The sequence below is a fragment of the Cellulomonas dongxiuzhuiae genome (genome assembly GCF_018623035.1).
Lineage (GTDB): Bacteria > Actinomycetota > Actinomycetes > Actinomycetales > Cellulomonadaceae > Cellulomonas > Cellulomonas dongxiuzhuiae.
In genome coordinates this window covers 543460-557139 of sequence record NZ_CP076023.1, presented here as the reverse complement: position 1 = coordinate 557139, position 13680 = coordinate 543460, and the positions used below count along the sequence as shown (strand labels likewise).

General features: G+C 75.4%; 11 protein-coding genes and 1 tRNA gene. 8 read left to right on the top strand and 4 right to left on the bottom strand.

The window, feature by feature from the left end; translation table 11 throughout:
* The first annotated feature begins 174 nt into the window (after positions 1 to 174).
* From KKR89_RS02615 to eccCa, 6 genes are read left to right on the top strand one after another with little or no spacing between them, the layout of a single operon-like run.
* Positions 175 to 726 carry a T6SS immunity protein Tdi1 domain-containing protein gene (locus KKR89_RS02615; RefSeq protein ID WP_208197142.1) on the top strand — a complete coding sequence of 184 codons (552 nt, stop codon included), beginning with the start codon at positions 175 to 177 and terminating at the stop codon, positions 724 to 726.
* On the top strand, positions 723 to 1502 hold the full coding sequence (locus KKR89_RS02610) for an FHA domain-containing protein (protein WP_208197141.1): 780 nt from the start codon (positions 723 to 725) through the stop codon (positions 1500 to 1502). Before KKR89_RS02615 ends, KKR89_RS02610 begins: the two co-directional genes overlap by 4 nt.
* Entirely contained in the window at positions 1499 to 2008 is a 510-nt protein-coding gene (locus tag KKR89_RS02605; RefSeq protein WP_208197140.1) for a hypothetical protein, read from the top strand. The genes KKR89_RS02610 and KKR89_RS02605 overlap by 4 nt, the downstream gene beginning before the upstream one ends.
* Positions 2005 to 3309, top strand: coding sequence for an EsaB/YukD family protein (locus tag KKR89_RS02600; RefSeq protein ID WP_208197139.1), 1305 nt, complete (start codon positions 2005 to 2007; stop codon positions 3307 to 3309). Before KKR89_RS02605 ends, KKR89_RS02600 begins: the two co-directional genes overlap by 4 nt.
* A complete protein-coding gene (locus KKR89_RS02595) occupies positions 3309 to 4172 on the top strand; it encodes a hypothetical protein (protein WP_208197138.1) in 864 nt (287 codons plus the stop codon). The genes KKR89_RS02600 and KKR89_RS02595 overlap by 1 nt, the downstream gene beginning before the upstream one ends.
* Positions 4169 to 8080 (top strand): type VII secretion protein EccCa, encoded by a 3912-nt coding sequence (eccCa, locus tag KKR89_RS02590; protein WP_208197137.1) that lies wholly within the window; start codon positions 4169 to 4171, stop codon positions 8078 to 8080. The genes KKR89_RS02595 and eccCa overlap by 4 nt, the downstream gene beginning before the upstream one ends.
* A 45-nt stretch (positions 8081 to 8125) precedes the next feature.
* Here the strand turns inward: eccCa and KKR89_RS18465 are convergent, their stop codons facing one another.
* Both KKR89_RS18465 and KKR89_RS02585 read right to left on the bottom strand, forming a co-directional pair.
* Positions 8126 to 8257 (bottom strand): hypothetical protein, encoded by a 132-nt coding sequence (locus KKR89_RS18465; protein WP_256443233.1) that lies wholly within the window; start codon positions 8255 to 8257, stop codon positions 8126 to 8128.
* A gap of 275 nt (positions 8258 to 8532) precedes the next feature.
* Positions 8533 to 8605, bottom strand: a tRNA-Arg gene (locus KKR89_RS02585).
* Between the two features lie 368 nt (positions 8606 to 8973).
* Here KKR89_RS02585 and KKR89_RS02580 point away from each other — a divergent pair.
* Positions 8974 to 9564: a hypothetical protein gene (locus KKR89_RS02580; RefSeq protein WP_208197136.1), complete on the top strand. Its 591-nt coding sequence runs from the start codon at positions 8974 to 8976 to the stop codon at positions 9562 to 9564.
* Here KKR89_RS02580 and KKR89_RS02575 read toward each other — a convergent pair.
* Positions 9561 to 12083, bottom strand: a complete 2523-nt coding sequence (locus KKR89_RS02575; protein ID WP_208197135.1) for a PQQ-dependent sugar dehydrogenase — start codon at positions 12081 to 12083, stop codon at positions 9561 to 9563. The genes KKR89_RS02580 and KKR89_RS02575 overlap by 4 nt on opposite strands.
* A 130-nt stretch (positions 12084 to 12213) precedes the next feature.
* Here KKR89_RS02575 and KKR89_RS02570 point away from each other — a divergent pair, with 130 nt between their 5' ends.
* Entirely contained in the window at positions 12214 to 12615 is a 402-nt protein-coding gene (locus KKR89_RS02570) for a GNAT family N-acetyltransferase (protein ID WP_251140983.1), read from the top strand.
* A gap of 389 nt (positions 12616 to 13004) precedes the next feature.
* Here the strand turns inward: KKR89_RS02570 and KKR89_RS02565 are convergent, their stop codons facing one another.
* Positions 13005 to 13676 (bottom strand): NAD(P)H-binding protein, encoded by a 672-nt coding sequence (locus tag KKR89_RS02565; RefSeq protein WP_208197133.1) that lies wholly within the window; start codon positions 13674 to 13676, stop codon positions 13005 to 13007.
* Between the last annotated feature and the right edge of the window lie 4 nt (positions 13677 to 13680).

The window sequence follows — 13680 nt, the reverse complement described above, 5'->3', positions numbered from 1 at the left end:
CATGCGCCCCCTGCCCTCCCGGCCGCGTACGGGCCCCAGAACGTCCGTTTCGTCCCCGAGAGTAGAGCGAGCCGCCCACAGCCGCCAGGGTTGTGGATCATTCGGCCTAACGAGCATTCCAGGCATCCCGCCTGCGGGGTACGGTCGGGCGGGGCAGGAGCGACGGAGGAGCAGATGGCGACGTTCACGCAGTTCACGACCGTCACACCGATCGCCGACGAGGCGGTCGACAGGTACGCCGGACGCGTACCGGACCCCGTGCTGACGGCCTGGCGTGAGCACGGCGCCGGCCTCGCGGGTGACGGCTACGTCCGCCTGCTGGACCCCGACCACGCGACGCAGATGCTCGACGGCGTCCTGGGCATACCCGACGGGACCGTGCCGGTGATGGCCACGGCGCTGGCGGATCTCGTGCTGTGGATCGAGCCGATGTTCCACATCGCCCGGTTCCGCTGGGGCGTCATCGACGTCCTGCACTTCGACGCCGGAATGCTCCTGGGTGACGTCCAGCGCGAGGAGTTCCTCGACGAGATCCTCGAGCGCCCTCCGTACACGCAGGCGGTCGACCGCCTCGGCATGCCGGGGATCGATGAGTGCTTCGGGTATGTGCCGCTGCTGGGCCTCGGTGGCAGCCCCGACCCCGCTCACCTGGACCGCGGCGGGCTGTGGGAGCACCTCGCGGTGATCATGCAGCTGGTCGGTCCGCCCGGCCCGCGCCGGGCATGAGCGCCGCGGCACCCGTGGCCGCACCGCCGACGGGGAGCCACCGTTCGGCCGGGCAGGCTGCCGACCCGCGGCACGTGGCACCCGTGCAGGGCACCCGACGCGCCTGGCCGATGCTCGACGTGGTGCTCGTCGCCGCGATCGCCGCGCTGCCGGCGACCGGGGCTGCGGTGTGGGGCGTGGCGGTGGCCGCAGCGGGCGTGATCGGCGTGGGTACCACGCTGCTGCGAGCGGGCAGCAGCCCGGCCCATCGGCTGCTGGGCCTGCGCACGGTGGACCCGGCGACAGGCGTGCCTCCGACGCTCGGTCGCCTGCTGACGGGCCGGGCGCTCACCGCGGACCTGCGCGCCGGGCGTGACCCCTTGGCGATCGTCGCAGGCCCGCACGTCGCGCCAGTGCCCTTCGATCCCGGCTCGGCCTGGGCGCCGGGTGGCTCTCGGGCGCGCACGACGCTGCTGGTGACCGACGACGGGCAGCGCATCGACGTCTCCGCGCCGGTCGTCCTCGGGCGGCGCCCGGCCGACCCCAGCGGGGCATGGACACCGGTGGCCCTCACCGACCTCAGCCGCACGCTCTCCCGCAACCACGTCGCGGTCGCACCGCACCCCGACGGTCTCGAGGTCACGGACCTCGGGTCGGCGAACGGCACCGCCGTCGCGCTGCCGGGAACAGGTCAGCAGGTGCTGACGCCCCGCGTCGCGGTCGTCGTACCGGTCGGCTCCCGGCTGGCGGTCGGGGACCGTGTGCTCGTCGTCACCGACGCGGCGGGTGCGCCGTGATCGACCGCGACCAGGTGCTCCTGGAGTCCACACGCACGCACCGCGACCGGGTCGCCTCCGCGGTGCTGTTCGGCACGCTCGATGCCCGCCGCAAGGCCCCCACGAACGCCGGCCGCTTCGTCGGGTCGGTCGTGCTCGCGGCCGTGGTGTGCGTGGGCTGCCTGGGGTTCTCGTTCGTCGTGGACCTTCTCGACCAGCGGCGTCAGAACCAGGCCGTGGAGTCCCTGACCGCGGCCATGGCCGCCAACCCCCTGCCCGAGAGCGAGGACCTCGTGGCCGAGCCCGGGACCGGCTTCCTGCGTGACGCCCGCACCGGGCACCTGGTCGACCCGCGCACCGGGTTCGAGGTGGACGAGGCCACGGGGTACGTGCGCAGCCCTGACGGACGGCTGCTCGACCCGCGCACCGGGTGGTTCATCGACCCCGGCAGTGGGCACCTGACCGACCCCGCCAGCGGGGTGACGGTCGACCCGTCGACGATGCGCGTGGTGGAGGAGGACCGGTGAGCGGCTGGACCCGTCTGACGGTGCAGGGAGCGGCCCGCAGGGCGCAGGTCGTCGTGCCCGACGACGAGCCGGTCGCCGGGCTGCTGCCCGACCTGCTGGACCTGCTCGCCGAGGACCGCACCGCCCGCGCGCACCCCGCCACGCTCGTCACGCTGCTCGGCGAGCAGATCGACCCGTCCCTGTCCCTCGGCGAGCAGGCCGTCGCCCAGGGCGCGCTGCTGCGCGTCGTGCGCGTCGACCAGGCGCCCCCGCCGCCCGAGGTCGCCGACGTCACGGACGTCGTCGCCGCCACGCTGGGGACCCGGCCCGACCGGTGGCGCCCGGCCTGGGCGCAGGCGGTGGCGGCGGCGCTGGCGGGCGTGGCCGGCTGGGCCGCGGGCACCACTGCGCTCGGGACCGCGATCGACCCGGTCGGGGTCGGCGCGGGCGCTCTGGCTGCGGGCGTCGTCGCCGCGGGCCTCGCCCGGTGGCGCCAGGCCGCCGGCGTGGTGGTCGGCGCCGCCGCGGCAGGCGGCGTCGTCTCGGCGGCGCCCGCCGTGGCGGGCGCGTGGGCGCCGGACGTGCCGGGGTCCACCGTGCTGCTCGCCCTCGTCGGGGTCGGTGCGGTGCTCGCACTGGTCGCCGGTGCCGGCACGCGACGGGCAGCGGCGGCCGCGGGTGCCGGCGTGGGTGTGCTGCTGGCCGCGTGCCCCCTCCTGCTCGTGCCGGTCGTCGGAGCCACGGGCGCCGCCGGGGCCACCGCCGTGCTGGGCGCGCTGATGCTCGGCCTGCTGCCGGGCGTCGCGATGAGCGTCAGCGGTCTCAACGGGCTCGACGACCGCGCCGTCGCCGGTGAGCGCCCCAGCCGTGCGCGGGTGCGGCGCGCGGTCGAGGACACGTACGCCGCGCTGACCTGGTCGACCGTCGCCACGTGCGCGGTCACGGGAGTCGTCGGGTGGGTGCTGGTCGCACAGGGTGATCCGTGGTCGGCGGCGTTGGCCGGCGCGGTCGCGCTGCTGGTGGTGCTGCGGGTCCGCGTCATGCCGCTGGTGCCCCAGCGCGTCGCGCTGTGGGCCGCCGCGGCGGTCGTCGCGGTCGGCTGGGCGCTGACCTGGGCCGAGCGGGCCCCCGGGACGGTCGCGATGGTCGCGTCCGCGACCGCGCTGGCCGCGGCAGCCGCCGTGACCGTCCATGTCACCGGGCCGACGGCGGCCCGGCTGCGCCGGGCCGCGTCCGTCGTCGAGCTGCTCGCCGCCGTCGCGACGGTCCCGCTGCTGCTGGCCCAGCTCGGTGTGTTCTCCGACCTGCTGGACACGTTCTGATGGGGGCGCTCGCGCACCTCGTCGCCGGGGCCGTGCCGGACCGGGTCGACGAGCTCCTCGCGCTCGACGCGGCGGTCCGCGCGCCGCTGCCGCTGTCGACCCGCGTCGGCGTCGTCGGCACCGGCAGCGGAGTCGGGTGTTCGGTCGTCGCGGGGCTGCTGGCCGCGACGCTGGCAGCCCGCCGCCCCGGGCGCGTGCTGGCCGTCGACGCGTCGGCGGGGGGCCGGTCCGTGCTGTGGCACGCGGGCTGCACCGAACCCGCACGCAGCACGCCCGCGCAGCACGCCGCTCGGCGCGCCGCCCAGAGCGGGGCGGACGCCGTCGCCGGGCTGGTGCGCACCCCGGGCGGCGTGCACTGCCTGGACCTCACGGAGGACGGCACCGCACCCGACCGCACCTGGCAGGCCGCCGTCGGGCCGGTGAGCCGGTTCTTCGACGTCGTGGTGACCGACCACGGTGCACGCACGGCCCGGGCCGCCGGGCCGGTCGCCGCGACGGCCTCGGTGGTCTGCGTGGTGGCCGAGGCGGACCGCCGCGGGTGGCAGCAGGGGGTGGACCTGGCCTCCGGGTTCGCGGCCGCAGGCTTGCCGGTCGTGCTGGCCGTCGACGCGACGGCCAGGCGCGCACCGGCCTGGTGCGCGACCGCCGTGCGGATCTCCCCGCTCCCGGTCGTCGTGGTGCCGCACGACCGGGCGCACGACGCGCCGCAGCCGGTCCCGGCCCGGAGCCTGCGGCCGGCGACCACGCGCGCGGCGCTGCGGCTGGCCGCTGCCGTCCTCGCCGCCTCGCAGGGCGGGCGCACCGTCCCGGGTGCCGCTGCCACGGACGGCGCCGCGCGCACCGGACGGCGGGTGGCGTCATGACCGTCACCGTCGTCCACCGCCCCACACGCTCCACGACGCCGGCCACCCGCCCCGAGCCCAGGACGCTGGCGGCGCCACCGGCGTCCGAGGACGACCAGGGCTCGCGCACGCCCCTGCAGTTCCTGCTGCCCGTCATCGGGGCGATGTCATCGGTCGTCATGATGGTCGTGCTGCGCAACGGGCAGCCGCTGTTCCTCGTCGTGGCCGCCCTCGTGTTCGTCGTCGCGATCATCGGCGGCATCGGGTTCGCCCTCACCGCCCGGGGCCGGGCCGCCCGCACCGCGCGCGCTCGTCGCGAGGCCTACCTCGACTACCTCGAGCGAGTGCGCGGGGACCTCACCGCCGACGCCGCGCACGCCCGCGTCCAGGCGCTCACCGTCCACCCCGACCCGGCGGCCCTCGGCGACCTGGTGCGCGACCCCGCGCGCGTGTGGGAGCGCCGACGCCGGGACGCCGACTTCCTGACCGTGCGCGTCGGGACCGGTGCGGTGCCGTGGTTCGACCTCGTCGTGCCCCCGCCGGAGTCCCCCGTCAGCCCGCACGACCCGCACATGGCGACCGAGGTGGAGCTGCTCGTCGAGCAGTACGCGCACGTGCCGCAGATGCCGGTGACCGCGGACCTGCGCGCCGCCGGCGTCGTCGCCGTCGTCGGCGACCGCGAGCGCACCGTGCCGCTGGTCCGCGCACTGCTGCTGCATCTGGCGGCTGCGCACTCCCCCGAGGACGTGCAACTCGCCGCTGCGTACCCCGAGCAGCACGCACCCGACTGGCGGGGCCTGGACCTGCTGCCCCACGTTGCGGACCCCGACCTGTTCGACGGTCCCGTGCCCGCCCGCCGCGTGGCACCCGACCTCGCGGACCTGTCACGCCTCCTGTCGGGGGCGCTCGGCCAGCGCCTCACGCACGCCCGCGCCGCGAGCCGCACCGGCGGGCAGGTCGTGCCGTCCGGCCGGCTCGTCGTCGTGTCCGACGACCACGGCCGACGGGCGCAGCGCCTGGCCGTTCCGAGCGCCGACCACCGCGCGCTGGGCGTCGTGGTCGTCCACCTGCTCGACGACCGGCTGCAGGAGCCGGACGACGTCGACGTGCGGATCGTCCTCGACGAGGAGGGTGCCGTGCTTCAGACCGCGCCTGGCACCCCGGCCGCCCGGGAGCAGCGGTTCGACGCCGACGGGCTGACCGCACCGGTGTTCGCCGCGCTCGCGCGCGGTCTGGCGGCCCTGCGGACCGGGCAGGTGACCGCCCCCGACGAGGAGGACGACCGCACGCCGTCGGTGCACGACCTGCTCGGCATCGACGGGCCGGCGACCCTCGACCCGGCCGCGTCGTGGTCCTCGCGTGCGGACGCGGACTTCCTGCGCGTGCCCTTCGCGTGGGACGACAGCGGTACACCTGTCCACCTCGACCTCAAGGAGTCGGCCCAGCTCGGCATGGGCCCGCACGGCATCTGCGTCGGGGCCACCGGGTCCGGCAAGTCCGAGATGCTGCGCACGCTGCTGCTCGCGCTGGCGCTCACGCACCCGCCCGAGGACCTCGCGATGATCCTCGTCGACTACAAGGGCGGTGCGGCGTTCGCCCCCCTCGCCCCGCTGCCGCACCTGGCCGGCCTCATCGACAACCTCGCCGACGACCCGCAGCTGACGACCCGGGCGCGCGCCTCGATCGCCGGCGAGGTCGTGCGCCGGCAGCGGATGCTCAAGGACGCCGGCTCCCTGCCCTCGATCACGGCGTACCGGCGGCTGCGCGCCACCGAGCGCCCCGACCTGCCGGCGATGCCGCACCTGTTCGTCGTCATCGACGAGTTCGGCGAGCTGCTGACCGCCGAACCGGAGTTCGTCGACCTGTTCCTGCAGATCGGGCGCATCGGCCGCTCCATCGGGGTGCACCTGCTGCTGTCCAGCCAGCGCGTCGAGGCCGGCAAGCTGCGCGGCCTGGACACGTACCTGTCCTACCGGCTGGGGCTGCGCACGTTCAGCGAGGCCGAGTCCCAGGTCGTCCTGTCCACCCCGGACGCGTACCGGCTGCCCGCGCTGCCCGGCTACGGGTACCTCAAGGTCGACACGACCGTCTACACCCGGTTCCGGTCCGGGTACGTCTCGGGACCCGCCGGGCGGGCCGAGGAGGCGCCCGTCGACGACCAGCGCTCCGTGCTGGCGCTGCCGACGTACAACGGGCTGCGCGCCGACCGGCGCCCGCGCACCGCCACCCGCGGCGACGACCGCGGCCCCACCCTCGTCGGTGAGGTCGTGCGCCGACTGCGCACACCCGAACGCGCCGTCCGCCCGGTGTGGCTGCCCCCGCTGCCGGACCGCCTCGCGCTCGGCTCACTCGTGCGCCGCGGCGAGCAGCCCGGGGGTGGGCTGTCGGCCGTCATGGGCCTGGTCGACGACCCCGCCCAGCAGACCCAGGAGCCATGGCAGCTCGACCTGACCCGCTCCGGCGGGCACGTGGCCGTCATCGGCGCACCACAGTCCGGCCGGACCACGGTGCTGCGGACCCTGGCCGTCTCGCTCGCGCTCACCTCGAACCCCCGGCAGGTCGCCGTCTACGGCATGGACCTCACCGGCGGCGGCCTCGCGCGCATCGAGGCCTTCCCGCACGTGGGTGGCGTCGCGACCCGCGCCCACCGGGAGCGGCTCGTGCGGCTCGTCGAGGAGCTCAGCGCGATGATCGCCGTCCGCGAGGCCGTCTTCCGGGACCGCGGCATCGACTCCGTGGCCCACCTGCGGGCGCTGCACGCCCGCGGCGGGGTACCCGAGCTGGCGGCCGCCGACGTCGTCGTGCTCGTCGACGGATACGGCCAGCTGCGCACCGACTTCCCCGAGCTCGAGGACGCCTTCACCGCCGCCATGACCCGCGCGGCGTCCTTCGGCCTGCACCTCGTGCTCGGCCTGACGCGGTGGAGCGACCTGCGGATGGCCCACCAGTCGCTCATCGGGACCCGCGTCGAGCTGCGGCTCAACGACCCCGCCGAGTCCAGCATCGACCGCAAGCTGTCCGCGACGATCTCGACCGACACCCCCGGCCGTGCCCTGCTCGACGACCGGCGCTTCGCGCAGGTCTCGCTGCCCGTGCTCGACGTGGTTCCGGACGACGAGGTCGGCGCCGAGCTCGAGCAGCTGGCGGGGCGTGCCGCCGCGGCCTGGTCCGGTCCCGCCGCAGCCCCGATCCGCCTGCTGCCCACGCACGTGGACGCCGCCGACCTGCCCGACCGGTTCGACGAGCCCGACACGGTCCCCATCGGCCTGCGGCAGGACACCATGGACGCCGCGCTGTGGGACCTGCTCGGCGAGGACCAGCACCTGCTCGTCCTCGGCGACGCCCGGTGCGGCAAGACGACGCTGCTGCGCACCATCGCCGCCGGGCTGCAGGACCGGTACACCGCCGACGAGGTGACCATCGCGGTCGTCGACGTGCGTGGCCAGGTGCCGGAGGTCATCGGCGAGGACTACCTCGCCGCCCACGCCCGCACCACCGCCAACGCCCGCGCGCTGGCCACGTCGATCGCCGCGGAACTGGCCAAGCGGCCCGGCCGTGACGCGGCGACCCGCGCCCGCGAACCCCGGATCGTGCTGCTCGTGGACGACCACGACGTCGTCGCCGCCGGCGGCAACGACCCGCTCGAGCCGCTGTTCGCGCACCTGCCCGCCGCGCGTGACCTCAAGCTCCACCTCGTCGTCACCCGGCCCGTCGCCGGCGCCGGACGCGCGCTCTACCAGCAGTCCCTCATGACCATCAGGGACACCGGCGGGTCGACGCTCGTCATGTCCGGCGAGCGCACCGAGGGGCCGCTGGTGGGTCGCGTGCACGCCGAGCGGTTCCCGCCCGGGCGTGGCCGGTACGTGCGACGGGGCGCCGCGCCGTTCATCGTGCAGGTGGCAGCCGTCAAGGACGACCAGGTTCCGTAGTGCTGCGACCGGCGCGATCGCTTGGCGGTCGACGCCGCGCGCGCATCAAGCAGAGTGGCGGGCTCGGCCGTAGTCGATGCCCAGATGGATGACGTGCACCTGGGTGCCGCGGTTCGCGAGTTCTTCAGCCTGCTCGGCGGGCTCCCGCGCAACCTTGTGGCGTTCGAGCCGTGCCACCGTCGCTCGTCCTCAGACGTCTCCGCCCGATGCTGCAGGTCCGGCCAGATGACGACGTACACGCCCGAGTGGCATCAGTGAACGCGCCGGCTGTGTCGGGGCGTGGTCGCGGCGCGGGGACGGGGCGGCCGGTCGCCCGCCGTCGCCGGGGGCGCCGGCACTCTCGGGACAGCGCGCACCGGGCGCCGATCCCCCGTCGCACCTGGGACGACGCACCTGGTGGCGGGACGACGAAGGCCCAGCACCGTCGCGGTGCTGGGCCTTCCTCACTGCTGCGCGCCCGAAGGGACTCGAACCCCCAACCTTCTGATCCGTAGTCAGATGCTCTATCCATTGAGCTACGGGCGCACGACCCTTGCGGGCCGTCCAGAACGATACAGGCACAGGGCCCGGACCCAAAACGCGAACCGTGCGGCGTGGCCCACATCCGGTGGGACGTCGCATCTCCGCCTCCGCCGTCCGGCCGGTACGCGGCCGATCGGGCGGCGCTTCACCCGCTGACGCTCGGCTGACCGGGTGGCATGTCACGACGCTCCGGCGGACGAGTGCGCATCTGTGTCACGGTGACGGCCCGCTGCGGGTTCCCGGACGTCCCCGCACGTCACGAGCGTGAAGGAGAGCACGGTGGTCGGTGGTCGTGACCGCAGCGACGCAACCGCCGCGGGGACGCGCGCGCCCGCGGGGACGCGGGCTGTGACAGCTGACGGGCCGGTGACGTGAGCGCCCGCGAGGTGCACGACGCCCTGCACGGATGGGCGGCGCGGCTCGTGCCGCTCGGTGCCGTCGTCGTCACGCGGCTGCGGACGGGGCTCACGTGGGCCGAGACCGACGAGGTCGCGCAGCGTCACGGCTACGACCTCACCGAGGAGGTCGCCGCCCTGTGGACGTGGCGCGACGGCGTGGGAGCGCGACCAGGCCGTGCGCCGGCCCACCTCGCGCCCGGGCAGGAGTTCGCGTCGCTCGACGAGAGCCTGCGCCGCTCGCGCGAGTACCTCGAGACGTCGCGGGCCGAGCAGCGCGCCGGGACGGCCCCGGTCACCGCGTGGCAGCCGCACTGGGTCGTCGCCGTGCACGGCCACGCGACGCCGCTCGTCCTGGACGGGTCACGTCCCGGCCCGGACACGTTCCGTCACGACCCGCAGGCCGACCCGCTGCTCGTCGCGCACTCCACGCTCCCCCAGCGCATCGCCCGCTGGCACGACATGCTCGACACCGGCACGTGGCGCGTCGCGCGCGACGGGACGTGGGACGTCGACCTGTCCCACCTGACGCACGAGCCGCACACGCCGCGCACCGAGGTCACCTAGGTCCCGGGGCGCAGCCGCGCGGCCGGCACCACCTCGGCGGCCTGCGACGTGCTCGACCAGCGCAGCTGCACGCTCGCCTGCCCCTGCCCCTCGAAGTACTCGAGGCGGATCGGCACCGCCTGCCCGGCCCGCAGCGCGACCGTCCCGCTGTCGACCCTGGCCGCGTGACGGGTCCACTGGTCGATGACGAGCGTCCCGTCGACCCACAGGCGCACGCCGTCGTCGCTCCGTGTGGAGAACGTGTACGTCTCGGAGTAGCGCGGCACCACGGAACCCGTCCACCGCACGGAGAACGTGTCGGCAGCGATGCCCGCCAACGGCGACCCGGCCGCCCAGTCGAAGGAGACGGTCGGGTCGACGCGCGTGACGCTCGTGCCCGTGAGGTCCGCGGTGTCGAAGTACCGGCCGAGCAGCCCGCGCTGCGACAGCGACGCCGTGAGGGTCGTCGCGCTCGCCGGGGTCCGCCACGTGCGGGTCGCCGTCGTCGAGCCGTCGGACCAGCGGTCGAACACGTAGGGGACGCCCTGCGCATCGGCCTGCGTGGGCACGGCGAGCTGCAGGTCGAGACCCGCCCACGAGGTCACGGTCGTCGGCCCGGTGACCGTCTCGCCGTTGACGGTCAGCGTGCGGCCGGCGGGTGAGGTAGCGAAGGTGACGGCCACCTTGCGCGGCTGGAGGTCGCGCGTGACGGTCGTCTCGACACCCTGCGTGTCGGTCGCGGTGAGGCTGACCCGCAGGTAGCTGTTGGCGGCCGCGGCGAGGTCCTCCGGGCCGGGCGCCGTGAAGGTCGTGCCCGACCCGGTGACCGGCCCGAGGAACGGGTGAGTGTGCACGTCGTGGACGCGCAGGACGGTCCAGCTCAGGCTCGAGCCGGGCAGCGTGCCGTCCTGCGCGTCGGTCGCCGAACCCGTCAGGCGGATCGTGTCGCCGACCGTGAACGTGGCCCCCGATGCCGGTGAGGTGAGTGTCACGACGGGCGCGGTGTTGCCCGAGCTGATCGCCACGGTGACGGGGGACGACGTGGCGCCCGCCGCGTCGCGGACCCGCAGGGTCGCGGTCCACGACCCGGCGGCGTAGGTGTGCCGGACGGTCGGGGTCGTCGTGGTCGCGTCGGCCGTGCCGTCCCCGAAGCTCCACACGTACGTCAGCGTGCCCCCGTCCGGGTCGCTGCTGCCGGAGCCGTCGAGCGTCGTCGCGAGCGGCGCCGCGCCGGTCGCAGGGCTCGCGGTCACCACGGCTGTCGGCGGCCGGTTCGCGGTGCCCGTGTAGGCGATCCGCCGCACCTCGCCGCCGTTCGCGTAGGTCGTGTAGTACAGCGCCTGGCTCCCGGCGTGCGGGCCGAACTCGAGGTGCACGGCGCCGCCGAGGCCCGTCGCGAGGTTCGTGCGCGTGCCGCCCGACAGCATCATGATCCGGCCGCACACGTAGTCGGCGAACAGGTACGCGTCGTCGTACTGCGCAGGCCACACCCCGTCCGGCACGAACGCCCCTCCCGTGATCGATCCGCAGCCGGTCGAGCGCGTGTAGTCGTGGATCGGGTCGGTCATGCCCGCGGGCAGCGGTGCGCCGCAGCTCGATGCGGACCCCGTCTGGGCGCAGTGCCCCTCGCGCACCGGCCACCCGTAGTCCGCGCCGGCGGTGCCGAGGTCGATCTCCTCCCACGCGTTCTGGCCGACGTCGTTGACGTGGAACACGGTGCCCGCGGCGTCGGGGTCGAACGCGAAGCGGAACGGGTTGCGCAGGCCCCACGCGAACGTCTCCTGGCAGATCGTCCCCGCAGGGGCGGGGGCCAGCCGGCAGCTCGCGGTGCCGGTGCCCGTGAACGGGTTGCCGGGCGCCGGGGCGCCCGTGGTCCGGTCGACGCGCAGCACCTTGCCGTTGAGCACGTTGCGGTCGCGCGACGCGTCGTTGTTGCCCGCGCACCCGCTGTCGCCGGCGTAGTCGCAGCCGCCGTCGCCCGTCGTGACGTACAGGTAGCCGTCCTTGCCGACGTGCAGGTCACCGGCGTTGTGGTTGCCCTCGGAGGAGTAGATGCCGTCGAGCAGGATCGTCTCGCTCGCCAGGTCGACCGTGTTGTCGTCACCGAGGACGAAGCGTGAGACGCGGTTGGTCGGGGCGCCCGCAGGGTTGGCGCGCTGGCTCGTCGGGCACGACGCGCTCGTGCCGCGCGCCGTGTAGAACACGTAGATCGCGCGCGTCGCGGGATCGGGGTCGACCGCGACCCCGAGCAGACCGCGCTCCGCGTTCGTGCACAACCGCCCCGTCAGGTCCAGCGCGGGGGTCGAGAGCAACGAGCCCGCCGCGGTGCGGACGCGCAGCCGCCCGGCCTGCTGCGCCACGAGCATGCGCCCGTCGGCGGTGAACGCGATCGCCGTCGGGTTGTCGACGTCCGCGACCAGCGCGTCCGTGAACCCGGTGGGCACCGTGGCGCCGAGGGCCGGTGGCGACGCCACGACCGTCAGACCCGCGACCACCAGCGCACCCACCACGACCTGCACGACCCGACGCACGGCACGCATCGCGACCCCCTGTCCTCGTCGACGTGCGACGAGCATGTCGCCACGGCGGTCCGGACGCAACGGGGCGAAGCGGACAACCCGTCGGCGCGGCCGCCCGCGGTGCGGCCCCGACCCTGCGACGCTGTGGACCGTGCCCTCCCCCGACCTCCGCGTCCGGTTCCGCGTCGACGACGACGCCCTGACCGCCCTGCACGCCCGCGCGTTCGGCTCCGCGGCGCCGGAGGAGGTCACGCCGTGGGCCGCGCGCCTCGACCGGTACGCCGTGACGTGGGTGGGGGCCTTCACGGACGACGAGCTCGTCGGCTTCGTCCACGCCTGCTGGGACGGCGGCACGCACGCGTTCCTGCTGGACGCCGTCGTCGACCCCGCGCACCAGGGCCGCGGGACCGGACGCCGGCTCGTGGAACGGCTCGTGGTCGAGGTGCGCGCCGCGGGGTGCGCGTGGTTGCACGTGGACTTCGAGCCGCACCTCGAGGGGTTCTACCGCGCGTGCGGGTTCGGGAGGACGGCGGCGGGGCTGCTGCGGCTCTGACGGCACGCGGCACGGCGGGCCCCCCTGCGGTCGGGACGTGCTCGTACCGCGCGCCGTGGAGAACACGTAGATCGCGCGCGTCGCGGGATCGGGGTCGACCGCGACGCCCAGCAGACCGCGCTCCGCGTTCGTGCACAACCGCCCCGTCAGGTCCAGCGCGGGTCGAGAGCAGCGAGCCGGCAGCGGTGCGGACGCGCAGCCGCCCGGCCTGCTGCGCCACGAGCATGCGCCCGTCCGCGGTGAACGCGATCGCCGTCGGGTTGTCGACGTCCGCGACCAGCGCGTCCGTGAACCCGGCGGGCACCGTGGCGCCGAGGGCCGGTGGCGACGCCACGACCGTCGGCCCGGTCGTCACGGAGGTTCCGCACGTCCGGACGCCCTGGGCGCGGTCAGCCCTCGGGCCACCGACGCGGCCTCAGGTTCGCGAGCACCGCCCAGGCGATCGGGGTCGAGCCCTGGGTGACCTCGAGGATCTGCCGACGGATCCGCGGCTCGTGGAGCAGCGCGGCCAGCGTGGCGGCCACGTCCTGGCGGGGGATCTCGTCGTGCGGCTGCGCCGGGCCCAACGAGATGGTCCCGATCCCGTCGCGGTCGACGAGCAGGGACGGCCGCAGGATCAGCCAGTCCAGGTCGCTCATGCTCACCGTGACGTCGACCAGCTTCTTGACCGCGAAGTAGAACTCCACGTCCTCGCCGAGGTCCTGCCCGCGCCCGGCCTCGGGAAGCACGGACAGCAGCGCGAAGCGGCCCACGCCGGCGAGGCGTGCCGCGTCCAGCGTCTTGACCGCCCCCTCGCCGTCGATGGCCGCCGTGATCTGCCGCGCCCCACCGTTCGACCCCGCAGTGAAGACGACGACGTCCGAGCCGGCGAGGAGCTCCGCCAGCGAGTCGACGGTCAGGTCCGCCAGCTCGCCCACGTGGGCCGCGACCCCCCGCGCCGCGAGCTCTGCTCGCTGCTCGTCCCGACGGACCAGTCCGGCGACGTCGTCGCCCCGCTCGACCAGGTCCCCCGCCAGGAGCCGACCGACGGCCCCGCTGACGCCGATGATGAAGACCTTCATCGGG

Excerpts from the sequence above, each read along its gene's own strand:
- KKR89_RS02610 (WP_208197141.1), top strand. The coding sequence starts at position 723 with ATGAGCGCCGCGGCACCCGTGGCCGCACCGCCGACGGGGAGCCACCGT.
- KKR89_RS02595 (WP_208197138.1), top strand. The coding sequence starts at position 3,309 with ATGGGGGCGCTCGCGCACCTCGTCGCCGGGGCCGTGCCGGACCGGGTC.
- KKR89_RS02565 (WP_208197133.1), bottom strand. The coding sequence starts at position 13,676 with ATGAAGGTCTTCATCATCGGCGTCAGCGGGGCCGTCGGTCGGCTCCTG.
- KKR89_RS02615 (WP_208197142.1), top strand. The coding sequence starts at position 175 with ATGGCGACGTTCACGCAGTTCACGACCGTCACACCGATCGCCGACGAG.
- KKR89_RS02575 (WP_208197135.1), bottom strand. The coding sequence starts at position 12,083 with ATGCGTGCCGTGCGTCGGGTCGTGCAGGTCGTGGTGGGTGCGCTGGTG.
- eccCa (WP_208197137.1), top strand. The coding sequence starts at position 4,169 with ATGACCGTCACCGTCGTCCACCGCCCCACACGCTCCACGACGCCGGCC.